The sequence below is a fragment of the Rathayibacter sp. VKM Ac-2856 genome (assembly GCF_013205055.1).
Lineage (GTDB): Bacteria > Actinomycetota > Actinomycetes > Actinomycetales > Microbacteriaceae > Rathayibacter.
Genome location: NZ_JABMLF010000003.1, coordinates 175,533 through 201,570 on the forward strand (window position 1 = coordinate 175,533; position 26,038 = coordinate 201,570).

Sequence of the window (26,038 nt, forward strand, 5' to 3'; positions counted from 1 at the left end):
TCAGGGTGTGAGGCGCGTGGGGGGCTCGGGGCTGGGGAAGAGGGTGAGCAGGGCGCCTGAGGCGATCCAGACGGTGGCGATGCCGAGGATCAGCCAGCCGGCGTCGAGGGTGGAGGCGGCGCCTGCGAGGGCGGCTCCGACCGCGGCGGCGGCGGCGCGCAGGCCCGCGCCGATCGTGAAGACCTGGGAGCGGACGGCCGCCGGGCTCTCCTGATCGCGCAGCAGCAGCATCGCGGCGTTCGCGGGCGCGGTGAAGATCCCGGCGACGGCGAACGCGACGACGGCCACGACGATCCCGAGATCGGGAGCGGCGGCGAGCAGGGCGACGCCGGTCGCGGCGAAGCCCGCGCCCATCACCCAGGCCGGGGGCCGGTGCGTCCAGCGCCGGAGGGCGACCGCGATCGCGCCGAGCAGCCCGCCGACGGCGAAGGCGGTGAGGAGCCCGGCCGCCGCGGCGGGGCTGCCCACCCGCTCGAGCGACAGGCCGATCGCGGCGACCCCCGCCGCGCCTCCGCCGATCTGGCTGATCGTGCCCGAGAGGGTGACGATGGCGATCGGCCGGTGGCGGACGAGGTGGGTGACCCCGGCGGCGATGGTGCGCCGGACCCCGACGGTGGGAGTCGGCCGCGCCTCCATCCGCAGGGCGAGCGAGCCGAGGACCCCGATGAGCGCGAGGGCCGCCATCGCGAGCATCGCGAAGCGGGCCGAGGCGACGGCGATCACGAGCCCGGCGATCGCGGGGCCGCCGATGGAGGCGACGGTGTAGGAGAGCGAGTCCTGCGCGTAGGCGCGGCGCGGCTCGGCGATCGCGCTGGTGACGAAGCTCGACATGCCGCCCATGTAGACGGGGGTCGCGAGACCCGCGAGCACCAGGAGCAGCGCGATCAGGAGCGTCGGCACGTCGCCGAGGAACGCGGCGAGCGCGAAGGAGGCGGCGGTGGCGAGCGCCGCGCCGACCAGCAGCCGGCGCGGCGCGCGCACCCGGTCGAGCACCGTGCCGACCAGCGGCGCGGCGATCACGCTCGGGAACAGCGCCGCGCCGGTCAGCAGCCCGCCGAGGGCGACGTCGTCGAGGCGCTCGACGGCGAGGACGGGAAGGGCGACGACCATCCCCGCGCTCGCGAGGCGCAGGGGGATCGAGGCGGTCAGGTAGGTGGCGGCGCTCATGAGGCTTCGGAGGACATCACCGCCCATTTTTCCACGGGCGCGCGGCACCGGTCGCCCGGCGCCTCGATCAGGGCGGCGCCTCGATCAGGGCAGCGCCTCGATCAGGGCAGCAGGATCACCTTGCCGTCGAGGGTCCGCGACTCGGCGAGCTCCATCGCCGCCACGATCCCGGTGAGCGGGAAGCGCGCCGCGATGTTGGCCGAGAGCGAGCCCTCGGCGAGGAGCGCGAGCACGCGGCCGAGGTCCTCCTCGAGCCGGGCGCGGAAGCGCGCGGGACGCAGCGAGTGCCCGGCCCAGAGGTCGTAGAAGACGGCGCGCCGGCCGTTGGGCGCCAGCTGGTAGGCCTGGATCCGCGCGAGCTGCTTCAGGAACGGCGGCCAGATGCTCCCGGTGCTCGCGCTGACGATCGCGTAGGCGACGAGGGTGCCGCCGGGCGCGAGCAGCGACCAGGCCAGGCGGGTCGTCGCTCCGCCGATGTTGTCGAAGACGGCCTGGACACCGCCGGGCGCGAGCTCGCGGACGCGCGCGGCGACCTCCGGGTCGGCGTAGTCGACGGGCTCGACGCCGGCTGCGCGGAGGGCGTCGTGGTAGCGGGGCGAGGCGGCGCCGATCACCCGGATGCCCTCGAGCCGCGCGAGCCGGTGCACGAGACCGCCGACGCCGCCGTTCGCTCCGAACAGGAGGATCGTGTCGCCGCGGGAGACCCGGGCCGAGCGGTGCAGCATCTGCCAGGCCGTCACTCCGTTCACCACCACGGCCTCGGCGTCCTCCGACGCGACGCCGTCGGGCACCGGGACGCAGTCGCGTGCGGCGACGCGGGCGTGCCCGGTCCAGCCGCCGGTCTTGGTGAGCGCGGCGACGCGGCGGCCCTCGAGCGACGCGTCGCCGCCGGGGCCGACTGCGAGCACCCGGCCGACCAGGTCGTAGCCCGGGGTGAAGGGGAAGGGCGGCTGGGCGACGTAGCGGCCGCGGCGCATCGACTGCTCCGCGAAGGAGATGCCGGTGGCCTCGACGGCGACGAGCAGCTCGCCGGCCGTGGGCGGCTCGACGGGCGCCTGCTCGACGACGAGCCCGGACGGCTCGACGAGTCCGGGGAGGACGACGCGGGTGGTGGTGCGCGGGAGGGTGGTGGTCATGGGGTGCTCCTGGGTGGTTTGCTGAGTGACTGGACAGTCACATGTGTGGGTGTGCGGGAAGGAGTGGTGCGGTGGAGAGGGTGGGGTGGAGGCGGAAGGGATGGCAGCGTGGGTCTCGATACGCCCCTGCGGGGCTACTCGACCAGCATGGGTGGGGGCGGGCCTGCTGGACCAGCGGGCGAACCAGCGCTACTCGACCAGCAGGGGATGCGCCCTTGCGGGGCTAGTCGACCGGCATGTGGCGGTCAAGGGTGGTGGCGGATGCCTGCCGAGACGATGTGCGCCCACTCGGAGTCGACGCCGCCGAGGTCGGCCTGGACGATCAGGTGGCAGAGCTGGCCGTAGGCGATGAAGCGCTGCACGGCCGGGCCGTCGGCTCCGGAGACGACGGTGACCCGCCGGACGACCGCGGAGACGCCCCGGCGCACGGCCTCGCGGATCTCCGGGACCTCGCACGCGCTCTGCGCCTGCGACTGCAGCATGATCAGGTCGCGGTCGGCGATCAGGTCGATGTAGGCGGCGGTCATCGCCTCGAGCCGGTCGGCCGGGTCGGAGGAGGGCGAGGCCTCCCCCGCTGCTGCGAGCCTCGACGCGACCAGCTCGTAGCAGCGGTCGACCGCGGCGACGAAGACGCCGAGCTTGCCGGGGAACAGGCGGAAGACGTAGGCCGGCGAGACCCCGGCCTCCGTGGCGACCTCGGTGATCGGGGTCGCCGCGTAGCCGGTGCGCGCGAAGACGTGCACGGCGGCCGCGGTGATCCGCTCGCGCTGCGCCTCGGCGGTGGAGCGAGGGGTCGTGGTAGGCATGTGACTGATCGAACACTCACCAAGACCGGATGTCAAGAGCGCGGGACGATCCGGTCGGTGCACCGGACCGGATCAGGAGCGCTTCCGCCGCCCCTTCAGCGCGAGCTGGAGCGCCGCCAGGAGCAGCAGCGCGGCGAACAGCACGCCCGAGAGTCGCGCGGGCAGCAGGAACGACAGCGCGACTCCGGCGAAGGAGAACCCCGTCGCGCAGAGGCCGACGACGAGTCCGGCGCGGACGTCCAGCAGCCCGCGGCGCGCGTTCGCGATCGAGCCGCTGATCGCCGTCGGGATCATCGCGGCGAGCGAGGTGCCCTTGGCGAGCAGGTCGGCGAGGCCGAACGCCCCGACGAGCACGGGCACGGCGATCGCGCCGCCGCCGATGCCGAAGAGCCCCGACGCGACGCCCATCGCGAGCCCCAGACCGCCGAAGCCCGGCCAGACGCCCCAGCCCTCGGCGACGTCGCCCGTCTCGTTCGAGCCGAACACGGCCATCCGCACCGCCGCCGCGAGCAGCAGCGCGACGAACAGCCAGCGGAGCACGCCGAGCGGCAGGCGGGCGAGCAGCCAGGAGCCGGCGACCGCGCCGATCATCGCCGCCGCCGCGATCACGGCCGCGGGGAGCCACGCGACCTGACCGCCGAGCGCGTAGCCGAAGGCGCCGGCCACCGCCGTGGGGGCGATCGCGAGCAGCGAGGTCGCGGAGGCGCGGCGCTGGTCCATCCCGGCCCAGGCGATCAGCATCGGCACCATCACGATGCCGCCGCCGACCCCGAACGCGCCGGAGAGCACCCCGCCGATCGAGCCGATCAGGGCGAGGACGAGCAGGGTCCGCGGACGGAGGGAGCTCCCGCGAGCGGCCCTTCTGCGCTCGCGCCTCCCGCGAGGGGTCTTCACGGGGGCGGCCGATGCAGGGGCGGCCGATGCGGGGGCGGCCGGTGCAGGGCCGGCCGGTGCGGGAACCGGCCGTCCCGGGTCGCCCTGCGCGCTCACGTCGTCCGTCACCCGCCCAGCCTGCCACCTGCGCTGTCTCACGGTGGAAACACGAAGTGCGTACCCTTCGTGACGCGTCGCCGGTGGGGCCGGGCGAGCGGCGCGAGGAGGGGGCACCGTGCACGCGACGCCGATCCGGGCCGCGTCCTGGCCGACCGCGCTGGCTGTCCGAACGGTGTTCGAGCGCGAGGCTCGGCGGACGGCCGCGTCGATGCTCCCGTTCGCGCCCGAGGGGATCCGCCGGGTCGCGGAGCCGATCCCGGCGCGCCCCGGGGCGCCCGCCACCACGGCCGACGTCTTCCGCTCCGCAGCCGCGGGCTCCCGGCCGACCGTGGTCTGGATCCACGGCGGCGGCTGGGTGTCCGGCCACCGGCGCGACGTCGACCCCTACCTCCGCATGCTCGCGGCCGCCGGCTACACCGCCGTCGCCCTGGACTACAGCCGCGGACCGGAGGCGGTGCATCCGACCGCACCGCGGCAGCTGCTCGCCGCGCTCGAGCACCTCCGCCGCAGCGCCGGACGCCTCGGCATCGCGCGCGACCGCATCGTCCTGGCCGGCGACTCCGCCGGCGCCCAGCTCGCGAGCCAGCTGGCCACGGCGATCACGAACCCCTCCTACGCCCGCGCCGCGGGACTCCCCACGACGCTGCCCGTCGACGCGCTGCGGGCCGTGGTCCTGCACTGCGGGATCTTCGATCTCGACACGCTGGCCGCGGCCACCGGGCTGGCGGGCCGCGGACTGCGCGCCGCCCTCTGGGCGTACACCGGCCGGCGCGCGTGGTGGACGTCGGAGGCCGCGCGCTGGATGTCGACGATCGACCACGTGACCCCGCGCTTCCCGCCGGTGTTCCTCAGTGGCGGCAACGCCGATCCGCTCACGGCGCAGCAGTCGCGCCCGTTCGCGGCGCAGCTGCGCTCGCTCGGCGTGCCGGTCACCGCGCTGCTCTGGGGCGACGGGCACGACAGCGAGCTCGGGCACGAGTACCAGTTCCACTTCGAGCGGCCGGAGGCGCGCGAGACGCTCGAGCGCACCCTCGCCTTCCTCGACCGGGAGACGGCGCGGTGAGACCCGACCCTGGCAGTCGCCTGGGCACGTGGGACGACACCGTGACGAACGACGGGGTGGCTCCGTCCTACTTCAGAACCGCCCGATCGACCGACCGGGCACCGAGACGAAAGAGGAGACCATGGCCGAGAGCACCACGACCACCACGACGACGACCGGCACCGGACGCACCGTCATCGATGACGGCGTCATCGCGAAGGTGGCCGGCATCGCGGCCCGAGAGGTCCCCGGCGTGCACGCTCTCGGCAACGGAGCGGCCCGCGCCCTCGGTGCGATCCGTGGCGCGCTCGGCAACGAGGACCGCGCCCAGGGCGTCAAGGTCGAGGTCGGCGAGCGCCAGGTCGCGGCCGACGTCACGATCGTCGCCGAGTACCCCGTCGCGCTCCAGGACGTCGCGGAGGGCGTGCGCTCCGCCGTCGGCCGTGCGATCCGCGAGATCGTCGGCATGGAGGTCGCCGAGATCAACGTGACCGTCCAGGACGTGCACATCCCCGAGGACGACGCCCCCGAGGACGAGCCGCGCGTCGCCTGACCGCTGACGCCGTCCCACGCGACGCCCCGCGGTCGATCCGACTGCGGGGCGTCTCGGCGCGTCCGGACTCCCGACCGGCGCCCACCCCCACCCGACCCCCCTCGCCGCGTTCCCCGCGCGGCACCGATCCCCTGGAGAAGCGCATGGAGAACAGCTGCGCCCGCCCCCTGGACGTCGACGACGCCGTCGCGCTCGTCGGAGTCCTCACCACCCTCGAGGTGCTCACCACCGACGGCCGGATCGGCTCGGCGGAGCTCGACGCCCTGCGGCACAGCCTCGCGCAGGGCGGCGCCGTGCTGCCCGGAGCCGACGGACCCGAGATCGGCGCGGCCCTCGCAGCGCTCAATGCGCGACTTCGCGACAGCATCGCGTAACCACGGACAACGGCCGCGCGCAAGAGTGTGTTTGTGACAGGCTTGTCAATGCGCGCCACTGCGCGACGATGAAGGAGCAGCCATGAGCGTCGGTCACTACGTGCTCTCGTCCACCGGGCAGTGGGCGGACGAGACCGAGATCCTCGGCGTCTACTCGTCCGAGACCTGGGCGCGCGAGGCCGCCGCCAGCTGGCTCGACGCCCTCGACCGCGAGGCCTTCCCGCAGTGCGTGATCGAGAACTGGAACGGCTCGAACCTCGTCCACCGCGAGGTCCTCGGCGGCCTCGGCCTCGAGCACGACGGCTCGGCCGCGGGCACCGTCGAGGGCTGAGGGCCTTCGCCGACTCGCCCTTCGCCGACTCCCCCCCTCGTCGACTCCCCCTTCGTCGACCTCGTGATCCTCGGGGTCAGCCTCCCGCGACGGCCCAGTGCGACGGGCGCTCGAAGTGCGGCGGCAGCGCCGTCGCGGCGTCCCCGCGCGTGCTGCTGACCTGCGCCTGCGTCAGGAAGAGCGCCCCGGAGAGATCGGCGCCCGCCACCAGCGCATCGCGGAGGTCGGCGCCCAGCACGTCGCAGCCGCGCAGGTCCGCCCCGCGGAGATCCGCCGCGATCAGCAGCGAGCCGCGCAGGTCGGCGCCCCGCAGATCCGCGCCCCGGAGCGCCGCGGCCACGAGGTCGGTGCCGGGCTGCAGGCGCAGGCGCCCGTGCCGCTTCCGGCGCGGGAGGGCGGAGCGGGCCGACGCGCTCGCCGCGATCAGCAGCGGTCGGGCGGCCGCGTACTCCGCGTCGACGTCGGCCGCGAGGATCTCGTCCGCCTCGGCGAGCGTCAGCCCGTGCACGGCGTCGAAGCGGGCGCGCAGCTCGTCGCGCAGAGCCGCGTCGGTCTCGCGCAGGGCGAGAGCGACGTCCAGGTACCAGAGCAGCTCGTGCAGGCGGCGCATCAGAGGGAAGACCGCGAACATCCGCGCCCGCACCTGGGCGGCGGAGCGCCAGGAGACGCCGCCGAACGTCTGCATCGACACCTTCTGACCGGCGCCGAAGCAGTCGAAGACGGTGCAGCCGACGAAGCCCTCCGGTCGCAGCCGTCGGTGGATCGTGCAGGCGTCCTCGGTGTCGAGGTTGCCGCAGGGGTCGCCCGCCGCCTTGTCGACGGGGAAGTCGGCGGAGCGGGTGAACGCGAGGGCGACGCAGCAGAGCCCGAAGCAGTGCTCGCAGTCGCCGCCGAGGTCCTCGCGGCGGCCGAGCTCGACGCGGGTGCGGGTCATCGGGGCGCCGCCGCTGGAGTCGGCGCGGGGGTCGCCGTCGGCGTCGGTGTCGCCGTCATCAGTGCGACAGCGCGAGCACGCCGACGACGGCGGCTCCCAGTCCGACGAGTCCGAGCAGGCCGATGATGCTCTGGCCGAGACCGAGACCGGCTCGGACCACGGCGATCAGGGCGATGCCGGCGAGGGTCGCGACGTAGACGCCGACGCCGATCCGGAGCGCGAGGACGTCGTCGATCCAGCCGAGCGCCGATGCCGCGAGCACCAGGACGGGGAGGGAGGCGGAGGCGAGGGCGCCGCCGGAGATCCGGAGCATCGTGCGCGCCTCGACCGCGGTCGGGGTCGAGGCGTGGGCGACCTGGTGCGCGATCACGTCGGCGACGAAGCCGGCCGCGGAGATGCCGACGATCGCGATGACGAGGCTGCGCAGCGCGTGCGCGGAGTCGGCCTGGTCGTCGACGGCGTAGATCATCACGACGGCGAGGCCGGTGAAGGCGGCGTAGACCCGCTCCTTGAGCGCCTTGGCGATGTCGTCGAGCGCGCGGCCCTCCGCCACCGCGCGACGACCGCGGCCCCCTCCTCCGCGCACGGTGCTCAGTAGGAGCCGGTGTCGACGCGGGCGGCGGAGGAGTCGCCGGCCTGGCGCGCGGTGAGGTCGCCGAGGATGACGGCCGAGCCGCTCGTGCCGAAGCGGGTGACGCCGAGCTCGCGGAAGGCGAGGAGCGTGTCGAGGTCGCGGACGCCACCGGACGCCTTGACCTGGACGGCGTCGGAGACGGCGCCGCGCATCAGGCGGAGGTCGTGCTCGTTCGCGCCGCCGCCGGCGAAGCCCGTCGCGGTCTTGACGAAGTCGGCGCCCGCGCGCTCGGCGGCCTCGCTGCCGGCGACGATCTGCTCGTCGTCGAGGTGGCTCGTCTCGAGGATGACCTTGACGACGTGCCCCTCGGCCGCATCGACGACCGCGCGGATGTCGGCCTCGACGTCCTCGAGGAGTCCGCTGCGGAGGCGGCCGATGTTGACGACCATGTCGAGCTCGACGGCGCCGTCGGCGAGCGCCTGCGTCGACTCCGCGACCTTGGCGGCGGTGGAGGTGGTGCCGTGCGGGAAGCCGATGACCGTGCCGACGAGGACGCCCGAGCCCTCGAGCCGGCGGACGGCGTGCGCGATGTCGGAGGGGCGGACGCAGACGCTGAAGACGCCCGCCGCCCGGGCCTCGTCGAGCTGCGCGTCGACCTCGGCGCGGGTCAGCTCGGGCTTGAGGATCGCGTGGTCGATGAGCGCCGCGATCTCGGCGACGGTCGGAAGGCTGCTTGTCATGCGCGCCATTTTACGCGGCGCGTTCGCGAAGCTCCGGCGGCGGTGGATCCCGATACGCCCGTTCGCGTGGATCTCGATACGCCCGCTGCGCGGCCTACTCGATCAGCATGGACCGTGCATCTCGCTACGCCCGCTCCGCGGCTTACTCGATCGGAAGGCATGGGCGGCAGCCCCATGCTGGTCGAGTAGCCCCGCAGGGGCGTATCGAGACCCACCGTCGTCAGCAGGGCGGCATCGAGACCACCGTTCGATGCGGGTGGATCTCGATACGCCCGCTCCGCGGCCTACTCGATCAGCATGGGCCGGCCCCACCGGCGCAAGCGAGCCCATCCGTCACGACCGGCTGTCCCACCGCCGACGAAGGAGCCGTTCGCGACGGATCACCGCCGAAGACGCGGAGCGCAAGCGGGAACCGCGAGCGATTCGGAGAATCGCGTGCCAAGCGATTCTCCGCAGCGGACGCAGGACGCTCTGCGGATCCCGGCCCCGTCGCGAGGCCGACCGCGGTCAGGGGCGGCAGGGACGCTCCTGACCCGTGAACGACGAAGGCCCCCCGATCGTGAGATCGAGGGGCCTTCGTCGTTCACGCAGCTAGCACGCTGGTAAGCGGCGCTGCGCGCCGCTTACCAGCTCGACTTGGTGATGCCGGGCAGCTCGCCGCGGTGGGCCATGTCACGGAAGCGGACACGCGAGATACCGAACTTCGAGAGGTTGCCGCGGGGGCGGCCGTCGACGGCGTCGCGGCCGCGGACGCGGACCGGCGAGGCGTTGCGGGGGAGCTTCTGGAGGCCCGTGCGGGCGGCCTCGCGGGACTCGTCGGTCCCGGCGGGGTCGACGAGGGCCTTCTTCAGCTCGAGGCGCTTGGCGGCGTAGCGCTCGACGACCACCTTGCGCTGCTCATTGCGGGCGATCTTGCTCTTCTTAGCCATACTTAGCGCTCCTCGCGGAAGTCGACGTGCTTGCGCACTACGGGGTCGTACTTCTTGAGCACGAGACGGTCGGGGTCGTTGCGGCGGTTCTTCTTGGTCACGTAGGTGTAACCGGTTCCGGCCGTCGAACGGAGCTTGATGATCGGACGGACGTCCTGCTGCTTGGCCATTAGATCTTCACCCCACGAGCGAGAACATCCTTCACGACGGACTCGATGCCACGGGCGTCGATGACCTTGATGCCCTTGGCCGACAGCGTCAGCGTGACGTTACGGCGCAGGGACGGGACGTAGTACGTCTTCTTCTGCACGTTCGGGTCGAAGCGGCGCTTGGTGCGCCGGTGCGAGTGCGAGATGGCGTGTCCGAAACCGGGGACGGCTCCGGTCACCTGGCAGACTGCTGCCATGGTTTCCTCCATGTGTGGGTACCGTGGGCCACGCGCGGCACGAGGCCTCGCCCGACCCACCCAAGGTCACTTGTCGGCGCGCCGCCCGAGGGCAGCGCGCAAGAGCGTGCAGATGCACGCAACCCGAGTAGCTTAGGCGACACCCGCGCGCCCTGCAAGACACGCCGGTGCTACGGTCGCTCCGGCGCTCCCGGGGGGTCCGGGTCGCCGCGTGGGGGGACCATGTCTGCATCGAGGGCGAGCGCGCCGAGACCGGGTGCGCAGCCGAGCGCGCTGAGGCGCCGTGCGCTGCTGCTGGGGCTCGCGTCCGCGGCCGTCGGCCTGACCGGCTGCACGAGCGCCGTCCGCGTCGGGCCGACCGCGGCCGCCGTGGCCGCGACGCCGTCGCCCACTCCGACGCCCACTCCCCCGCCGCGCCCCGTGCCGACGACCACGGCGGCGCCCGTGCCGGTCCGCGCGCGGTTCCCGCTGCCGGAGGGGACGATCACCGAGCTGCCCGGCGACGGGAGCCTGCTGGCGTGGACGGTCGACGACGGGTCCGACTCCGACGTCGTGGCCGCGTACGCGCAGTTCGCGAAGGACACCGGGACGCGGCTCACCTTCTTCCTCAACGGGAAGTACGACTCCTGGACCGTGAACGCACCCGCGCTCGCGCCGCTGGTCGCCGGCGGGCAGGTGCAGCTCGCGAACCACACCTGGTCGCACGCGGATCTGACCTCGCTCTCGACCGACGGGATCCAGGAGGAGCTCGGCCGGAACGGCGAGTTCATCCGCGCCACCTACGGGGTGGAGGCGGCTCCCTTCTACCGGCCGCCGTTCGGCTACACCGATGCGCGCAGCCGGACGGCCGCAGCGGCGATCGGCTACACGGCGACGACGCTCTGGTACGGCTCGCTCTCGGACTCCGGTCGGATCACGCCGGAGCAGCTGCTCGGCTTCGCGGACGAGTGGTTCCGGCCGCAGCGGATCGTGATCGGGCACGCCAACTTCGACCCCGTGACGACGGTCTACGCGCAGCTGGTCGACCTCCTGCGCGAGCGCTCCCTGCAGACGGTGACCCTCCGCGACGTCTTCGCCGTCTGACCCCCTCTTCGCTCCCGCGAGATGCCACTTGTGCACGCCCGACACGGCGTGTCGCGTGCACAAGTGGCATCTCGCGGAAGCGGAAGAGGGGTCAGGGGCGGAGTGCGGCTCGGGCGCCGGCGGTGATCGCGGCGGCGACGGCGTCGAGGCTCGGGGTGCGCAGCGCCCACTGCTGCCAGTGGAGGGGGACGTCGACGGGGGCGCCGCCGAGGGCGACGAGGCCCGCGGCGCCGACGGGGGCCTGCAGCTCGGGCAGCATGCCCCAGCCGAGACCGAGGCGGACGGCCTGCTCGAAGTCGGCCGAGCCGGGCACCCGGTGCTGCGGGGGTCGCGCCTCGACGCCGGCCGCGGCGAGGAAGCGGGCCTGCAGGCGGTCCTTCTCGTCGAAGACGACGACGGGAGCGACGGCGAGCGCCGCCGCGTCCGGTCCGTCCGGGAACCAGCGCTCGGCGAAGGCGGGCGCGGCCATCGCCCGGTAGCGCATCGTGCCGAGCCGCTCGACGGTGCAGCCGAGCACCGCCTCCGCCTCGGCCGTCACCGCGGCGAGCACGGTGCCGTCGCGCAGGAACGCGGTGGTGTGCTCCTGGTCCTCGCGGTGCAGCTCGACGACGACCTCGGGGACGGTCGCGAGCGCGGGGAGCACCCAGGTCGCGAGCGAGTCGGCGTTGACGGCCATCGGCACCGTGACCGGGCCGCGCCCCTCCCGCGGGCCGCCGTCGAGCGCGCGGACCGCGTCCTCGGCGAGGAGCTCGATCTGGCGGGCCAGGCGGAGCAGACCGGCGCCCGCCTCGGTCGCGACGACGGGGCGCGAGCGCACCAGGAGGACGCGGCCGGCGGCCGACTCGAGCGCCTTGATCCGCTGGCTGAGCGCCGAGGGAGTGACGTGCAGCTCGCGGGCGGCGGCGTCGAAGGAGCCGAAGCGGACGGCGGCCGCGAGGGCGCGGAGGCGGGCGAGGTCGAGGTCGTCGGTCAGCATCGCGCTCCTCGCATCAGTCGTGCTTACGGTACTGAAGGAGCATGAGCTGGTCTACAGGAGCGGCGGGGCCTACCGTCGGAGCCGTGTCCCCCCTCCTCGCCGCCGTGTCCGGCCTCGGCTTCGGCCTCTCGCTCATCATCGCCATCGGTGCGCAGAACGCGTTCGTGCTGCGGCAGGGGCTGCGGCGCGAGCACGTGCTCGCCGTCGTCGCGATCTGCGCCCTCGCGGACGCCGCGCTGATCGTCCTCGGCATCGCCGGGATCGGCGCCGTCATCGAGTCGGCACCGTGGCTGCTGGTCGTGATCCGCTGGGGCGGGATCGTGTTCCTCCTCGCCTACGCGGTGCTCGCCGCGCGGCGGGCACTGCGCCCGGGGACGCTCGAGGGCGATCCGGCCGGCGCCTCCACCTCGCTGCGCACGGCGATCGGCACCTGCCTGGCCCTGACGCTGCTGAACCCGCACGTCTACCTCGACACCGTCGTGCTGCTGGGCTCGGTGGCGAACACGCACGGCGACGAGCGCTGGTGGTTCGGCGCGGGGGCGGCGCTGGGCAGCGTGCTGTGGTTCACGGCGCTGGGCGTCGGGGCGCGGGCGCTGCGGCCGCTGTTCCGGAGCCGGACGGCCTGGCGCGTGCTCGACGGGGCGGTCGCGGTCGTGATGGTGGTGCTGGCGGTGTCGCTGGCGCTGTCGTCCTGAGCAGGCCGGGGCTCCCGAGCAAGCGATCTCGTCCTGAGCGGGCGCCGGCGTGCTGAGCGGGCCGGGGCTCAGCCCGCGCGGACCATCGTGCGGGCGGCGAGGAGCCAGACGACCCCCGTGGCGAGGATCAGCAGCGACCCGACGAGCGACGCCGCGATCGAGATCCCGATCAGCAGCTCCTGGGACGGCGTCGCCGTGACCAGCAGGGGCACCGAGGTCGCGAAGCCGCCCACGGCGTTCACACCCACGGCGACGGCGGCGATCACGACCACCCGCCGCGGGACGGTGCGCGAGCGAGCGAGCGCGACGAGCCCCACCACTCCGGCGACCAGCGACAGCACGGCGAGGGTGAGCACGAGCGTCGAGGCGGTGATCATCTCGGGTGTGGGAGTCGAGCCCGTCGTGCTCGGCGAGGACCACCTGATGATCGGCCGCAGCACGATCAGCACCGCGAAGACGATCAGTGCCGTCGCGCCGGTCGCGCCGACCAGCCCGCCCTTCGAGTCGGCCCCGCGCGCGAGGACCGACGCGGCGGCCGCGAGCAGCCCCGCGCCGAGCAGCACGACCGCGCGTGCCGCGAGCACGGATCCGGAGCCGGCCGGGACGACGAGGAACAGGACCTCGAGCAGCCCCGCCCCGGCGACGAACAGGCCGGCCAGGCGCAGCGTCGCCGCGCGCGAGGCGGTCGGAGCGGTCATCGGGGTCCCCTCTCCCGGACTGGTCCTCCCACGCTAGCGCGCCTTCCCTCACTCGCATTGTTCTACTAACATGGCGAACATGCTGCTGCGCGTCGACCACTCCTCACCGCGCTCGCTGGCCGATCAGCTCGAGGCGCAGGTCCGCGCCGCGGTGGCGTCCGGCGAGCTGTCGGCGGGCGATCGTCTGCCGCCGGCGCGCGAGCTCGCCGACTCCCTCGGCATCAACATGCACACCGTGCTGCGCGCGTACGCCGCGCTCCGCGACGACGGCCTCCTCGAGATGCGCCGCGGCCGGGGCGCCTGGGTGGCGGAGTCCGCCGGCCCGGGACTCGTGCGCGTCACCGCCCTCGTCGAGCAGCTCGCCGCCGAGGCCCGCCGCAGCGGCATCAGCCGCGCGGACGTCATCCGATTCCTCGAGAGGACCGCACTGTGACCACCACCCGCACCTCGACCATCTCCGGGTCGCGACCTCGCGCGCTCGTCGCCGCCGCGTCGCTCCTGATCCCCGCCGCCGGGATCCTCGTCTCGCGGGCGGTCCTCGCCGACCGGCTCCCGCCGGTGCTCGCCTCGCACTGGTCGAGCACGGGCGCCGCGGACGAGTCGCAGCCGGTCGGGGCCCTCCTCGCGCTGGCGCTGCTGCTGGCGGGCGTCCCCGCCGTCGCCGGACTCGTCGCGGCGGCGCTCGGCCGAGGCTCGAGGCTCCTGCTCGGCGGTCTCGGCCTGGTCGCCGGACTCGGCGCCGGCGCCTGGGCGACCTCGGTCGGGACGACGCTCGCCGCGGGCTCCGCGGAGGAGGCCGTGCTCGGCGCCTGGCTCGTCGCACTCCTGGGCAGCGGCGCCTTCGCCGTGATCCCCGCGCTGCTCGCCCCGCCGACCCGGCACGCACCACGGATCGCCGCGGACGGCCTGCCGCTCGGCGGCGAGGAGACCGGCGCCTGGTCGCACACCGTCACCGGCAGGGTCTTCGCCGTCACCGGAGCGGTGCTGGTGGGCAGCACCGCGATCGCCGTGACGAGCCTGCTCGCGACGGACGCCACGGGTCCGGCGATCGCGATGGGGATCGTCCTCGGGGCGAGCGCGATCGTGATGCTCGGCTTCACCCGCCTGCGCGTCACCGCGGACCGCCGCGGCCTCCGCGTCGTCTCGAAGGTGCTCGGGATCCCGCTGCGCCGCATCCCGCTGTCATCGATGGCCTCGGTGAGCACCGCGGCGCTCCGACCGTCGGAGTGGGGCGGCTGGGGCTACCGGATGTCGCCCGGCCGCTCGGCCCTCATCCTCCGCTCCGGGCCGGGGCTCGTCGTGACCACCACGCGCGGCAGCGAGTTCGCGATCACCCTCAGCGACCCGGAGACCCCGGCCGCACTCCTCGAGACCCTGCGCCGACGCACGGAGGGCCGACGCGCGTAGGGTGCGAGCGCGGCCGGTGGTCGCCGCGGGAGTGGGCACGAGGGAGTGGGCATGGAAGCGGGCAGGGACACGGGCGAGGACGCGGGGAACGACGGGCTGCGCAGCAGGACGGTGACCTGGCACGATCCGATGGCGGGCGCGGCCGCGGCGATGCGGATGAGCGGGCTCGCCTACCTCCGCGCGATGAAGGACGGGACGATCCCGCCGCCGCCGATCATCACGCTGATGAACATGGACCTCGGCGAGGTCGACGAGGGGCGGGTGGAGTTCCGCTGCTCGCCGGACGAGTCGCACTACAACCCGATCGGGCGGGTGCACGGCGGATTCGTCTGCACGGTGCTCGACTCGGCCGCGGGCTGCGCGGTGCAGTCGACCCTGCCGGCGGGCGTCGGCTACACCTCGCTCGATCTCACCGTCAGCTACCTGCGCGGCCTGCACAGCGACAGCGGCGAGCTGCTCGCCGTCGGCACCGTCGTGAAGCCCGGGCGGCGCGTGGCGTTCGCCGAGGCGAGGGTGACCGACGCGCAGGGCCGCCTGGTCGCGACGGCCACGTCGACGCTGCTGGTCTTCCCCCTCGGCGAGGGCGCCTGACGCCTCGCGGAGCCGTCGGGGAGCACGAGAGAGCGCCCGCCCATGCTGGTCGAGTAGCCCGCAGGGCGTATCGAGACCCGCCGTCGTTCGCAGGGCGGGTGTGCAGGCCGGACTTCTGAGAGCCGTGGATCTCGATACGCCCGCTGCGCGGGCTACTCGATCAGCATGGCCGCCCGCTGCGCGGGCTGCTCGATCAGCATGACCGCCCGCTGCGCGGGCTACTCGATCAGCATGGAGCGCGGGGTGGTCGGTCGGACCAACGCGCGGCACTGGCACGAACGCGGGGGCGCCGCAAGTGCCAACGCTCGTTCTCGCGCTGTGGTCGCATGGTGCTCGGACGCCGCCGCTCGGGCGGCTCCGTGATGCGACAGGACCTGCATGCCCACGACCGCGAGCCGGCCGACGATCTTCGCCCTGCACGGGCTCGGCCTCAGCGGCCGCCTCTTCGATCCGCTCGCGCGGGAGCTCGCCGGCACGGCGGACGTGGTTGCGATCGACCTGCCGGGCTACGGCGACGCGCGCGACGCCGTCGACACCTCCCTCGCCGCGATGACCACCGCGGTGATCCGCGTGATCCGCGAGCACGGCGCGACGCGCTGGCTGCTCGTCGGGCACAGCATGGGCGGCAAGGTCGCCTCGCTGGTCGCCGAGCGCACGCTGTCCGGCCGCTCCGGGCTCTTCGGGCTCGCGGGCGTCGTCCTGCTCGCCGGGTCGCCGCTCTCGCCCGAGCCGATGCCCGAGGAGAAGCGGAGCGAGATGCTCGGCTGGGCCGCCGACGGCCCCCTCTCCGAGCAGCACGCCCGCGAGTTCCTCGAGCAGAACATCGGCGGCGCCCTGCCCGCCGCCGAGCAGGAGCAGGCGCTCGCCGATCTGCTCCGCTCCTCCCCCGCCGCCTGGCGCGACTGGCTGCAGAGCGGCAGCCGCGAGGACCGCAGCGACCTCGCCGACGCGCTCCGCGCCCTGCCCGCCCTGCTGATCGCGGGCGGGGAGGACGGCGACCTCGGTGCCGACGGCCAGCGCGCGACGAACGCCCGGACGTACCCGCGCGCCGGCCTCGTCGAGCTGCCCGGTGCCGGGCACCTGCTGCCGATCGAGCGGCCGGTCGAGGTCGCCGCGGCGATCCGCGCCTTCTGGGACGAGGAGGCCGGCACCGGCCCGGCCGTGCCCGCCGACGTCGCGGCCACGATCCGCTCCAGCCGCACCACCTCGCGGATCCGCGCCCTCTTCGCCGAGCGGCTGCTCGCCGACGACCCCGGGTACGCGCCCGCCGCGCTCAGCCCCGCCCAGCTGACGACGCTGCGCGCCGTCGCCGACCGCGTCGTGCCGCAGGACAGCGGCGAGAGCGCCGTCGCGGGACGGATCGACCTGGCCGCCCGCGTCGACGCCCAGCTCGCGGCCGGCCGCGGCGACGGCTGGCGCAACGCCGACCTGCCCAGCGACCCGGAGGCCTACCGCCTCGGCCTCGACGCCCTCGAGGGCTTCGCCGCCCTGGCGCCCGCGGAGCAGGACGCCCGCCTGGAGGCGCTCGGAACGGAGCCGCTCGGGGCGTTCGGCGCGGAGCAGGCGAAGGCCTGGTTCGAGGACTGCCGCAACGACCTGGTCCGGCAGTGGCTCGCGCACCCCGCGAGCCTCGCGCGCATCGGCTTCGACGGCTACGCGACCGGCGGCGACGTCCTCCCGCTCCTCGGCTTCACCGCGCTCGCCGCCGGCGATCACGACACCTGGGAGCCCGGCACGGCGCGGACGATCACCGTGGCGAGCAGCACCTCACCGAGCAGCACCACGCAGGACAGCACCCTGCAGACCAGCACGAGGGATCCCCGATGAACACCGCGACCATGCGCCGCTACTCCCCCGACGAGATCGTCGACGCCGTCGTGATCGGCACCGGCGCCGGCGGCGCCCCGATCCTGGCGACCCTCGCCGCGCGGGGCCTCCGGGTCGTCGCGCTCGAGGCGGGGCCGCACTTCGATCCGCTGGCCTTCACCTCGGACGAGACCGAGGCGACCGAGATCAACTGGATGGAGGAGCGCCTCAGCGGCGGCAGCACGCCCACTGCCTTCGGCCCGAACAACAGCGGCCGCGGCGTCGGCGGCTCCACCCTGCACTGGGGCGCGTTCACGCCGCGCCCCGACCCGCGCGACCTGCTGCTGCGCACCGAGTCCGGACTCGGCCGCGACTGGCCCGTCACCCACGCCGAGCTCGTCCCCTACCTCGAGCGGGCGGAGGCGACCATCGGCGTCTCCGGACCGGCCGACTACCCGTGGGACCCGTCGCGCCGCTACCTGCAGGCGCCGGTCGACCGCAACGCCTCGGCCGACATGATGCTGCGCGGCTGCGCGGCCCTCGGGATCCGCGCCACCGACGCTCCTGCCGCCGTCCTCAGCGAGGGCCGGCACCAGGACGCCCACGGCGAGCGCGCCTCCTGCCGCAACTGCGGTCAGTGCCACCAGGGCTGCCGCACCGGCGCCAAGGGCAGCATGGACACGTCCTACCTGCCGCTCGCGGTGCGGGACGGCGCCGAGATCCGGGCCGAGTCCTTCGTGCACGGCATCGAGCTCGACGCGGCCGGGAAGGTCAGCGCCGTCCTCTACACCGCCGACGGCGTCGAGCACCGGCAGCGCTGCTCCGCGCTGTTCCTCTGCGCGGGCGGGGTCGAGACGCCGCGGCTGCTCCTGCACACGGGGATCGCCAACAGCAGCGGGATGGTCGGGCGCAACTTCCTCGCGCACGGCGCGACCCAGGTCTGGGGCACCTTCGACCAGGAGATGCGCGGCTACCGCGGCTACCCCTCCTCCGTCATCACCGAGGACACCGTGCGCCCGGCCGACGCCGACTTCGCCGGCGGCTACCTGATCCAGAGCCTCGGCACGATGCCGCTCACGCAGGCGACCTCGTTCGTCCGCGGGGCGGGGCTGTGGGGGCCGTCGCTGATGGCGGCCCTGGACGACTACCGCTTCCTGGCGGGCGTCGGCATCAACGCGGAGTGCCTGCCCTCGGACGACAACCGGCTCGTGCTGACCGACGAGCTCGACGAGCACGGGGTGCCGAAGGCGCGCATCACCTTCTCGCCGGGCTCGAACGAGGAGGCGATCGACCGGCACGCGATCCGGACGATGACCGCGATCGTCGAGGCGGCGGGTGCCCGGAGCACCCGGGTCATCGCGCGGACGGCGCACACGCTCGGCACCTGCCGGATGGGCACCGACCCGGGCGACGCGGTCGTGGACGGCGACGGGCGCAGCTTCGACGTGCCGAACCTCTTCGTCTGCGACAACTCGGTCTTCCCGAGCGCCGTGATCGCGAACCCGGCGCTCCTGACGGTCGCACTGGCGCTCCGCACGGCCGACCGCTTCCTCGCGGCGTAGGCACGCGCTCCGCTCCCGTCCCCCTCCGCGAGATGCCACTTGTGCACGCTTTCCCCGGCGTGTCGCGCTCATAAGTGGCATCTCGCGGCGGGGGGAGGCGAGGGAGGGGGGGAGGGAGCGCGGGCGGGACTTAATACGTCGGAAACTTCTCAGAAACGGCACAGCATGTGGGGGCGGTTGAGTGGGGGCACACCCCTCACCCGTTGGAGCCCGCATGCCCCTGTCCCGGCCGTCCGCCCGCACCACCGCCCGCCGCGCCCTCGCCCTCGGCGCCGCGCTCACCGCCGCCCTCTCGCTCGTCGCGTGCTCCGGATCGAGTGACGCCGGCTCCGGCTCCGGCTCCGGAGGCGACGAGACCGTCACCGTCACCGTCGGCACCCTCCGCGGTCAGCCGCACTTCTACCAGCCCTTCCTCTACGAGCGGTTCGCCGAGGAGGGCGTCGAGTTCGAGGTGATCACCCTCGACACCACGCCCGCGCTCAGCGACGCGCTGGTCGCCGGGACGATCGACTTCGCGATCTCGGGCGTCACCCCGACCATCGCCTCGATCGCCCAGGACCGGGACCTGACGATCGTCGCGTCCGCCGCGGACGGCGGCTCGGGCTTCATCGGCGGCGAGGGCGTCTCCTCGGTCGAGGACCTCGCCGGCAAGAAGGTCGGCTACATCCAGGGCAGCGCGCAGGAGGTGGCACTGCGCTACTACCTCGACGAGGCCGGGCTCACCGACGACGACCTCGAGCTGATCACGATCCCCGTCCCCGAGATGGCGTCCGCGTACACGAGCGGCTCGATCGACGCGTTCTTCGGCGTGGAGATCGGCGTCTCGATCGCGGAGGCGGCCGGCGGCACCGAGATCGCCGACCCGTACGCGACGCCGATCGGACGCGTGAACATCGGCCTGGTCACCACCGGCGCGATGATCGAGGAGCAGCCGGAGGTCGTGCAGAAGGTCGTCGACACGCACGCGGCGACGACCGAGTACATGGCGGACAGCGTCGACGAGTGGCTGCCCGACATGATCGCCGAGTTCGGCGGCGACCAGGAGGTCCTCGAGTCGGCGCTGGAGAACTTCTGGCTCCGCTCCGACCTCAGCGAGGAGTACCAGGGCCAGCTCGGCGCGCTCGCGACGCAGATGCAGGAGCTCGGCTTCATCGACTCCGCACCCGCGATCGAGGACGTCGTCGACACGACGTTCGCCCCGGCCGCCTGAGTCGTCGGCCGATGACCACCACGACCCGCGCCGTCGAGCCGGCGACCGCCACCGAGCGGCTGTCGACGGTCAGGCGCCGACGTCGCGGCGCCCGCAGCGGCTGGACGACCTTCCTGCTCGGCCTGCCCGTCCCGATCCTGTTCCTGCTGCTCTGGCAGTTCGGGCGGGCGGGCGAGTGGGAGCTGCCGTTCGGCATCCGGATGGCGTTCCTGCCCTACCCGGGCGACGTGCTGGTCTCGCTGATCGACTACGCCGTCGCCGGGCTCCGTAACGACGCGTTCAGCGGCCTGCTCTGGACCGACCTCGCGGCGAGCGCCGGCCGGGTCTTCGGCGGCTTCGCGCTCGCCACCGTGATCGCCGTGCCGCTCGGCGTGCTGATGGGCCGCTACTACACGGTGAACTCGCTGTTCGATCCGTTCATCAACCTGTTCCGACCGGTGCCGGCGACGGCCTGGGTGCCGCTCGTGGCGCTGCTGATCGGCTACGGCGACCAGGCGTCGATCTTCCTGATCACGCTGTCGGCGTTCTTCCCGATCGTGCTCGGCACGATCAGCGGGGCGCGCCAGGTGCCGCCGCGGCTGATCGAGGCCGCGCGGATGCTGGGCACGTCGCGAGCGGGCGTGCTCGTGCGCGTCGTGCTGCCCGCCTCCGCCGCCGCGATCGTCAACGGAATGCGCATCGGGCTCGGCCTCGCCTGGGTCGTGCTGGTGCTCAGCGAGACGACGGGGGTGAGCACGGGCCTCGGCTCGACGATCTTCCTCGCGCGCGACGTGGTGCGGACCGACCTGATCGTGGTCGGGATGATCTGCATCGCGATCGCGGGCTTCGCCTCCGACCGGCTGCTCCTGCTCCTGTTCCGCGTGCTCTTCGGCCGCCGGCCGCTCGTCAAGTGAGGACCCGATGACGCTCTCCGCCCCCTCTCCCGGCCCCGTCGCTGCGTCCCGCACCGCGGACGTCCACGTGCTCAACCTGGTGAAGCGCTACGACACCGCCGGCGGCGGCGTGCTCGCGATGGCCGACGTCTCCCTCGACATCCGCTCGGGCGAGTTCGTCGCCGTGGTCGGCGCGAGCGGCTGCGGCAAGTCGACGCTGCTGCGCATCCTCGCCGGCTTCGAGGAGGCGACCGAGGGGGTCGTGGAGGTCGGCGGCCGGGCCGTCTCGGCGCCCGGGCCGGATCGCGGCGTCGTCTTCCAGGACTACGGGCTCTTCCCGTGGCTGAGCGTGCGGGAGAACGTGGCCTACGGTCCGCGGCGCAAGAAGCTGGCCAAGGCGGCCGCGGCGGAGGTGACCGACCGCTTCATCGAGGCGGTCGGGCTGACCCGCTTCGCCGACCGGTACCCGGGCGAGCTGTCCGGCGGCATGCAGCAGCGGGTGGCGATCGCGCGGGTGCTCGCGAACGAGCCGTCGGTGCTGCTGATGGACGAGCCGTTCGGCGCGCTGGACGCGCTGACCCGCTCGGATCTGCAGGTCGAGCTCAAGCGGATCCACCGCGAGACGGGCACGACGGTGCTGTTCGTGACGCACTCGATCGAGGAGGCGGTCTACCTCGCCGATCGCGTCGTCGTGATGACCGGCGGCGCCTCGCACGGCGTGCCCGGGCACATCAGCGAGATCGTGACGGTCGACCTGCCCGGCGAGCGCGACGTGACGGCGCCCGAGTTCAACGAGTGCAAGCGCCGCATCTCCGAGCTGGTGCACGCCCCGGCGTGAGCCCTGCCGGCTGCCGCGAGATGCCACTTGTGCACGCTTTTTACGGCGTGTCGTGTGCACAAGTGGCATCTCGCGGCGGGGAGGGACGAGGGGGTGGGACGGGCGCGAGGCGGGATGAGATCGTTACGGGAGGCGCGCCCCTCGTGGGGCCGGGGCGCCGGAGGATGGGAGAAGGGGGACGGTCCGTGCTCCCGTCGTCACGTCCCGGGGGTCCACCGATGCATGTTCCGTCCCGCGCGCTGCTGCGCGCCGCACTCGCCGCCGGTGTCGTCACCGTCCTGAGTGGCTGCGTGCCTGCGGAGGATCCTGTCGCGCAGCCGCTCCCCGAGGAGACCGTGACGGCCACGGCGACCGCGACCGCCACCGTCACCGCGACCCCGACGCCCTCCGCCACTCCCGTGCCGGCCGACGCCGCGAGCCTCCTGCTCGGGCCGACGTCGTTCTCGCTGGTGGACGATTCCGGGGCGGAGCTGGGCACCTGGGCCTACCGCGACGGCACCGGGGCGGTGGCGGCGCTCACCGAGGCGTTCGGCAGCGAGCCGACCGAGTCGGACGACGTGCCCTACGAGGGCTACCGGACCCACGACTACACCTGGCCGGGCTTCGTGCTCAAGGACACCGAGGTCTACGACGCCGGCGGACCGGAGCTCACCTACCCCGAGCCGGACGTCATGGTGAAGGCCACCGCGCCCGCCGTCGCCGACGTCGCGATCAGCACCCTCGGCGGCGTCGCGGTGGGCGATTCCGCCGCCGAGGTCGCGGCCGAGCGGCCGGAGAGCGTGATCGGCGACAGGCCCGGCGCGTTCCTCTTCGACAACACCCCCGTCGGGAGCGCCGACGGCACCGAGCTGACGAACGGCGTGGGCGCCGTCGCTGACGACGAGGTCACCGTGTCGAGTCTGAACGCGCCCTACATGAACTGGGGCGTCTGACCGGAGCCGTCGCGCGCCGATCCGGACCCTGCTCGCTTCCGGCGCGACGTCGGTCCGCTGTCACTCCCCGTCGCGGAAGTCCGTGCTGCGGCTGAGCTCCTCCCACGCGTCGGCGTCGGACCGGAGGGCGTCGAGGGCCGCGCGGAAGGCGTCGGAGGCGTCGTTGCCCAGCAGCAGGATCGACGGCGGCGCGTCCGACTCGACGGCCTCGATCAGCGCGGTCGCCGCCTTCGCCGGGTCGCCCTTCTGCGTGCCGTGCACGGTGTCGTGCTCCTTGCGGCGCTTGCCCGCGGTCTCGGCGTAGTCGGCGATCGGCTGCGACGACTGGGTCAGCGAGCGACCGGCGAAGTCGGTGCGGAAGCCGCCCGGCTCGACCGAGAACGCTCGGATGCCCAGTGGCGCGACCTCCTTGCGCAGCGACTCGGTGAGCGCCTCGATCGCGGCCTTCACGGCGGCGTAGTAGCCCGAGCCCTCCGGGGAGATGCGCGCGCCGATCGAGGACAGGTTGACGATCGTGCCGGAGCGGCGCTCGCGCATCCCGGGCAGGACGGCCTTGATCGTCCGCACCGAGCCGAACAGCTGCGTGTCGAAGAGCTGCTGCACCGCGTCCTCCTCGCCCTCCTCGACGGCCGCCCGGTAGCCGTAGCCCGCGTTGTTCACCAGCACGTCGATCCCGCCGAGACGCTCCTGCGCGGTGTCGACCGCGGCGGCGACCTGGGCGTCGTCGGTGACGTCGAGCGCCAGGGCGAGTGCGGAGTCGGGGTGCTCCTCGGCGATGTCCCGCACGGACTCGACGTCGCGCGCGGTGACGACGACGCGGTCGCCGTGGGCGAGGACGGCGGTCGCGAGGGCGCGGCCGAGTCCGGTGGAGCAGCCGGTGATGAGCCAGGTGGTCATGGCGGTCCTTCTTCCTCGAGGTCCCCGCGGACGCCGCGGGCCGGGGTCCATTCCACTCCGACCGGGCGCGCCCGGACAGGGGTGGACGCGTGAGAAGGTGGTCCGATGTCCTCCGTGCGCGCCCCCACGCGCGCGGGAGTGCGGACGCGGCGCTTCCGGCGGCTCGCGCGCCTCGGCTTCGCGGTCAACGGCCTCGTGCACCTGCTGATCGGCGGCCTCTCGCTGCGGGTGGCGTTCGGCGACGAGACGACGCAGGAGGCGGATCCGTCGGGAGCGATCGCGCGCATGGCGGAGTCGCCGGCCGGTCTCGTCGTCGTCTGGGCGGCGCTCGTCGCGCTCGTGGCCCTCGGGATCTGGCAGTTCACCTTCCAGAGCCGCTCGAGCGATCCGAGTCGCGCGAAGCGCTGGGGGCGGCGGCTCGTCGAGTCGGGGAAGGGATTCGCGTCGCTCGCGCTGGCCGGGACGACGCTCGTCTTCGCGCTCGGCGGGTCGACCAGCTCCTCCGCCACGATCCGCGCGATCAGCACCGATCTGCTGGCCCGGCCGGCGGGGTCGATCGTGCTGACCATCGTCGGGGGCATCGTGCTCGGCAGCGGGATCGGCTTCGTCGCGATCGGCGTGCGCCGCGGCTTCCGCAAGCTCGTGCGGATCCCGGCGGGCAGGCGCGGTCTGGCCGTCCTGATCCTCGGCGCCGCCGGCTACGTCTCGAAGGGGATCGCGCTCGGCATCGCCGGCGGGCTCTTCGTCGTCGCGGCGATCACCGGCGACGCCCGGCGCGCGACCGGCCTGGACGGCGCCCTGCGCTTCCTCGACGTGCCGCCCTACGGCACGATCCTGCTCGCCGCGGTCGGGGTGGGCCTGATCATGTACGGCGGCTTCCTGATCGCGCGCGCGAAGCTCGCCCGGCTGTGAGCCGGGGCGCGGCGCGGGCTCAGGCCGCGGGGACGGCCGGGGCCAGCCGCTTCGCGTAGCAGCGCGTCGCCGGCTCGTCGCCCCAGTAGCCGAAGCCGGGGATCGGGTCGTAGCCCGAGCTGCTGTAGAGGGCCATCGCCTCGGGCTGCTCGATGCCGGTGACCAGGCGGAGCAGCGTGACGCCGTGCCGGACCGCCAGCTCCTCGACTCCCGCGAGGAGGACGCGGCTGTGACCGCGGCCGCGCGCCGCCTCGGTCACGAACATCCGCTTGATCTCGCCGATCTCACCCTCGGCGGCGAGCGCGACGCAGCCGACGACCTCGGACTCGGCGTGCAGCAGCAGTGTCGGTGCGTCCGCAGGCGGCCGCGGCCCCGGGTCGTCGCCGCCGTAGCGCCGCATGATCTCGGCCTCCTGCACGGCGAACAGCCGCTCCGCCACCGCGTCGCCGGCCGTCGTCTCGACCAGCCGCACCCCGCCCGCATCCCTGTCTGCACCCACGCGCCCACTCACGTCCCTCACGCTCCCATCCCCCGCCGCGAGATGCCACTTGTGCACGCGACACGCCGGGGGAAGCGTGCACAAGTGGCATCTCACGGCGAGGGAAGGGACGTGCGGGTCAGGCGTAGCGGGCGGCGACCTCGGCGAGGCAGTCGCGGAAGACGCGGACGGCGGGCGAGGCGAGCTGCGCCTCGCGCTGGGCCGTGAAGATGGTGCGGCGCGGGCGGCCGGGCAGCTCGAGGAGGCGGCAGTCGGGCTCGCCGCCGGCCCAGACCAGGTCCGGCATCAGCGCCACCGCGTTGCCCGAGGCGGCGAGGCGGATCTGCGCCTGCAGGTCCGCCGTCTCGAAGCGGACGTCCGGCTCGAAGCCCGCGACGCGGCAGGTCTGCTCGGCGAAGTGCCGGCTCGCGGTGCCGCGCGGCTCCATCACCCACGCGGCGTCGCGCGCGCCCTGCAGATCGCGCACGGAGGAGTCGCGGCTGACCGCGAGGCGGATGGCGTCGGTCGTCAGGTCGCTGCGCACGAGGCCCGGCAGCCAGGACACCGAGTGGCCCGGGTACTGCTCGGCGACGACCAGGTCGAACTCGCGCGCCCACGAGGTCTCGTGCAGCGCCCCCTCCGGCTCGCGCTGCACCATCTCGACCCGCACCTCGGGCGCCCGCTCGGCGATCGAGCGCAGCGCTCCGGGCATCAGCGCGAGCGCCGCCGACTGGAACACCGCGACCCGCACCCGCCCCGTGACCGACTCGCCCGACGCGGCGAGCGCCGCCTCCGCCCGCTCGAGCAGCGCCATCACCTCGCCCGCCGCCGCCACCAGGATCTCGGCCTGCGGGGTGAGCTGCACCCGCCGCCCGACCTTCCGCAGCAGCTCGACGCCCGTTTCGCGCTCGAGCACGCTCAGCTGCTGCGAGACGGCGGAGGGGCTGTAGGCGAGGGCCTCCGCGGCGGCGGCCAGGGTGCCGCGGATGGCGACCTCGCGCAGCAGCACGAGGCGGCGGACGTCGAGCACGGCGGACCTCGCTTCTGCGGCGCGAATCGGTAAGACCAGCTGACCGGTACCGGTAAGGAACGGTCG

31 protein-coding genes are annotated in these 26,038 nt (G+C 74.1%); 16 read left to right on the plus strand and 15 right to left on the minus strand.

The annotated features are described in order from the left end of the window. The 4 genes from HQQ82_RS11370 to HQQ82_RS20610 form a co-directional block, all read right to left on the minus strand. Positions 1–1,167 carry an MFS transporter gene (locus tag HQQ82_RS11370; RefSeq protein ID WP_173233242.1) on the minus strand — a complete coding sequence of 389 codons (1,167 nt, stop codon included), beginning with the start codon at positions 1,165–1,167 and terminating at the stop codon, positions 1–3. 101 nt (positions 1,168–1,268) lie between these two features. Next, complete coding sequence (locus HQQ82_RS11375) at positions 1,269–2,303, minus strand: zinc-binding dehydrogenase (RefSeq protein WP_173233244.1); 1,035 nt, start codon at positions 2,301–2,303, stop codon at positions 1,269–1,271. 245 nt (positions 2,304–2,548) lie between these two features. Continuing rightward, a complete protein-coding gene (locus HQQ82_RS11380; protein WP_173233246.1) occupies positions 2,549–3,109 on the minus strand; it encodes a TetR/AcrR family transcriptional regulator in 561 nt (186 codons plus the stop codon). A 72-nt stretch (positions 3,110–3,181) separates the two neighbouring features. Further along, positions 3,182–4,003 (minus strand): sulfite exporter TauE/SafE family protein, encoded by an 822-nt coding sequence (locus HQQ82_RS20610; protein WP_173233248.1) that lies wholly within the window; start codon positions 4,001–4,003, stop codon positions 3,182–3,184. 214 nt (positions 4,004–4,217) lie between these two features. Between HQQ82_RS20610 and HQQ82_RS11390 the strand changes: the two genes are divergently transcribed. From HQQ82_RS11390 to HQQ82_RS11405, 4 genes are all read left to right on the plus strand, one after another. Beyond that, the gene (locus HQQ82_RS11390) at positions 4,218–5,165 is read left to right on the plus strand and encodes an alpha/beta hydrolase (RefSeq protein ID WP_173233250.1); all 948 of its coding nucleotides are present in this window, start codon (positions 4,218–4,220) and stop codon (positions 5,163–5,165) included. A 121-nt stretch (positions 5,166–5,286) separates the two neighbouring features. After that, positions 5,287–5,697, plus strand: a complete 411-nt coding sequence (locus tag HQQ82_RS11395; protein WP_173233252.1) for an Asp23/Gls24 family envelope stress response protein — start codon at positions 5,287–5,289, stop codon at positions 5,695–5,697. 143 nt (positions 5,698–5,840) lie between these two features. Then, positions 5,841–6,071, plus strand: a complete 231-nt coding sequence (locus HQQ82_RS11400; RefSeq protein WP_173233254.1) for a hypothetical protein — start codon at positions 5,841–5,843, stop codon at positions 6,069–6,071. Between the two features lie 82 nt (positions 6,072–6,153). Continuing rightward, positions 6,154–6,402 (plus strand): hypothetical protein, encoded by a 249-nt coding sequence (locus tag HQQ82_RS11405; RefSeq protein ID WP_173233256.1) that lies wholly within the window; start codon positions 6,154–6,156, stop codon positions 6,400–6,402. Positions 6,403–6,478: 76 nt separating this feature from the next. On the opposite strand, the gene HQQ82_RS11410 is transcribed toward HQQ82_RS11405, so the two are convergent. The 6 genes from HQQ82_RS11410 to rpmB form a co-directional block, all read right to left on the minus strand. Further along, a complete protein-coding gene (locus HQQ82_RS11410) occupies positions 6,479–7,336 on the minus strand; it encodes a pentapeptide repeat-containing protein (RefSeq protein ID WP_173233258.1) in 858 nt (285 codons plus the stop codon). A gap of 58 nt (positions 7,337–7,394) precedes the next feature. Beyond that, on the minus strand, positions 7,395–7,922 hold the full coding sequence (locus HQQ82_RS11415) for a hypothetical protein (RefSeq protein ID WP_173239177.1): 528 nt from the start codon (positions 7,920–7,922) through the stop codon (positions 7,395–7,397). Between the two features lie 5 nt (positions 7,923–7,927). Next, positions 7,928–8,650, minus strand: coding sequence for a deoxyribose-phosphate aldolase (deoC, locus tag HQQ82_RS11420; protein WP_173233261.1), 723 nt, complete (start codon positions 8,648–8,650; stop codon positions 7,928–7,930). A 623-nt stretch (positions 8,651–9,273) separates the two neighbouring features. Beyond that, a complete protein-coding gene (rpsN, locus tag HQQ82_RS11425; protein WP_159986058.1) occupies positions 9,274–9,579 on the minus strand; it encodes a 30S ribosomal protein S14 in 306 nt (101 codons plus the stop codon). 2 nt (positions 9,580–9,581) lie between these two features. Continuing rightward, positions 9,582–9,749, minus strand: coding sequence for a 50S ribosomal protein L33 (rpmG, locus tag HQQ82_RS11430; protein WP_027692168.1), 168 nt, complete (start codon positions 9,747–9,749; stop codon positions 9,582–9,584). Continuing rightward, the gene (gene rpmB, locus HQQ82_RS11435) at positions 9,749–9,985 is read right to left on the minus strand and encodes a 50S ribosomal protein L28 (RefSeq protein ID WP_056038148.1); all 237 of its coding nucleotides are present in this window, start codon (positions 9,983–9,985) and stop codon (positions 9,749–9,751) included. The genes rpmG and rpmB overlap by 1 nt, the downstream gene beginning before the upstream one ends. Before the next feature lie 222 nt (positions 9,986–10,207). Here rpmB and HQQ82_RS11440 point away from each other — a divergent pair, with 222 nt between their 5' ends. After that, positions 10,208–11,068: a polysaccharide deacetylase family protein gene (locus HQQ82_RS11440; protein WP_173233263.1), complete on the plus strand. Its 861-nt coding sequence runs from the start codon at positions 10,208–10,210 to the stop codon at positions 11,066–11,068. Between the two features lie 91 nt (positions 11,069–11,159). Here HQQ82_RS11440 and HQQ82_RS11445 read toward each other — a convergent pair whose 3' ends face one another. Then, complete coding sequence (locus tag HQQ82_RS11445) at positions 11,160–12,044, minus strand: ArgP/LysG family DNA-binding transcriptional regulator (protein WP_173233265.1); 885 nt, start codon at positions 12,042–12,044, stop codon at positions 11,160–11,162. A gap of 83 nt (positions 12,045–12,127) precedes the next feature. Between HQQ82_RS11445 and HQQ82_RS11450 the strand changes: the two genes are divergently transcribed. After that, positions 12,128–12,739, plus strand: coding sequence for a LysE/ArgO family amino acid transporter (locus tag HQQ82_RS11450; protein WP_367947932.1), 612 nt, complete (start codon positions 12,128–12,130; stop codon positions 12,737–12,739). Between the two features lie 68 nt (positions 12,740–12,807). Here the strand turns inward: HQQ82_RS11450 and HQQ82_RS11455 are convergent, their stop codons facing one another. After that, entirely contained in the window at positions 12,808–13,437 is a 630-nt protein-coding gene (locus HQQ82_RS11455; protein WP_173233268.1) for a hypothetical protein, read from the minus strand. Between the two features lie 70 nt (positions 13,438–13,507). On the opposite strand from HQQ82_RS11455, the gene HQQ82_RS11460 reads away from it, so the two are divergent. The 9 genes from HQQ82_RS11460 (at position 13,508) to HQQ82_RS11500 (ending at position 22,655) form a co-directional block, all read left to right on the plus strand. Further along, complete coding sequence (locus tag HQQ82_RS11460) at positions 13,508–13,870, plus strand: GntR family transcriptional regulator (protein WP_367947931.1); 363 nt, start codon at positions 13,508–13,510, stop codon at positions 13,868–13,870. After that, positions 13,867–14,844: a hypothetical protein gene (locus HQQ82_RS11465; protein WP_173233270.1), complete on the plus strand. Its 978-nt coding sequence runs from the start codon at positions 13,867–13,869 to the stop codon at positions 14,842–14,844. The genes HQQ82_RS11460 and HQQ82_RS11465 overlap by 4 nt, the downstream gene beginning before the upstream one ends. Before the next feature lie 51 nt (positions 14,845–14,895). Next, a complete protein-coding gene (locus HQQ82_RS11470) occupies positions 14,896–15,435 on the plus strand; it encodes a PaaI family thioesterase (protein ID WP_173233272.1) in 540 nt (179 codons plus the stop codon). A 378-nt stretch (positions 15,436–15,813) separates the two neighbouring features. Next, positions 15,814–17,262 carry an alpha/beta hydrolase gene (locus HQQ82_RS11475; protein ID WP_173233273.1) on the plus strand — a complete coding sequence of 483 codons (1,449 nt, stop codon included), beginning with the start codon at positions 15,814–15,816 and terminating at the stop codon, positions 17,260–17,262. Further along, positions 17,259–18,803, plus strand: coding sequence for a GMC family oxidoreductase (locus HQQ82_RS11480; protein ID WP_173233275.1), 1,545 nt, complete (start codon positions 17,259–17,261; stop codon positions 18,801–18,803). The genes HQQ82_RS11475 and HQQ82_RS11480 overlap by 4 nt, the downstream gene beginning before the upstream one ends. A 214-nt stretch (positions 18,804–19,017) precedes the next feature. Then, positions 19,018–20,013 carry an ABC transporter substrate-binding protein gene (locus HQQ82_RS11485; protein WP_173233276.1) on the plus strand — a complete coding sequence of 332 codons (996 nt, stop codon included), beginning with the start codon at positions 19,018–19,020 and terminating at the stop codon, positions 20,011–20,013. Between the two features lie 11 nt (positions 20,014–20,024). Next, the gene (locus HQQ82_RS11490; RefSeq protein WP_173233278.1) at positions 20,025–20,906 is read left to right on the plus strand and encodes an ABC transporter permease; all 882 of its coding nucleotides are present in this window, start codon (positions 20,025–20,027) and stop codon (positions 20,904–20,906) included. Between the two features lie 7 nt (positions 20,907–20,913). Then, positions 20,914–21,723 carry an ABC transporter ATP-binding protein gene (locus HQQ82_RS11495; RefSeq protein ID WP_173233280.1) on the plus strand — a complete coding sequence of 270 codons (810 nt, stop codon included), beginning with the start codon at positions 20,914–20,916 and terminating at the stop codon, positions 21,721–21,723. Between the two features lie 218 nt (positions 21,724–21,941). Beyond that, the gene (locus HQQ82_RS11500; protein WP_173233282.1) at positions 21,942–22,655 is read left to right on the plus strand and encodes a hypothetical protein; all 714 of its coding nucleotides are present in this window, start codon (positions 21,942–21,944) and stop codon (positions 22,653–22,655) included. Between the two features lie 60 nt (positions 22,656–22,715). On the opposite strand, the gene HQQ82_RS11505 is transcribed toward HQQ82_RS11500, so the two are convergent. After that, positions 22,716–23,552 carry an oxidoreductase gene (locus tag HQQ82_RS11505; protein ID WP_173233283.1) on the minus strand — a complete coding sequence of 279 codons (837 nt, stop codon included), beginning with the start codon at positions 23,550–23,552 and terminating at the stop codon, positions 22,716–22,718. Positions 23,553–23,657: 105 nt separating this feature from the next. Between HQQ82_RS11505 and HQQ82_RS11510 the strand changes: the two genes are divergently transcribed. Beyond that, positions 23,658–24,464 carry a DUF1206 domain-containing protein gene (locus HQQ82_RS11510; protein ID WP_173233285.1) on the plus strand — a complete coding sequence of 269 codons (807 nt, stop codon included), beginning with the start codon at positions 23,658–23,660 and terminating at the stop codon, positions 24,462–24,464. A 19-nt stretch (positions 24,465–24,483) separates the two neighbouring features. On the opposite strand, the gene HQQ82_RS11515 is transcribed toward HQQ82_RS11510, so the two are convergent. Both HQQ82_RS11515 and HQQ82_RS11520 read right to left on the minus strand, forming a co-directional pair. Beyond that, a complete protein-coding gene (locus HQQ82_RS11515; protein WP_173233287.1) occupies positions 24,484–24,963 on the minus strand; it encodes a GNAT family N-acetyltransferase in 480 nt (159 codons plus the stop codon). A gap of 118 nt (positions 24,964–25,081) precedes the next feature. Next, on the minus strand, positions 25,082–25,972 hold the full coding sequence (locus HQQ82_RS11520; RefSeq protein WP_173233288.1) for a LysR substrate-binding domain-containing protein: 891 nt from the start codon (positions 25,970–25,972) through the stop codon (positions 25,082–25,084). Between the last annotated feature and the right edge of the window lie 66 nt (positions 25,973–26,038).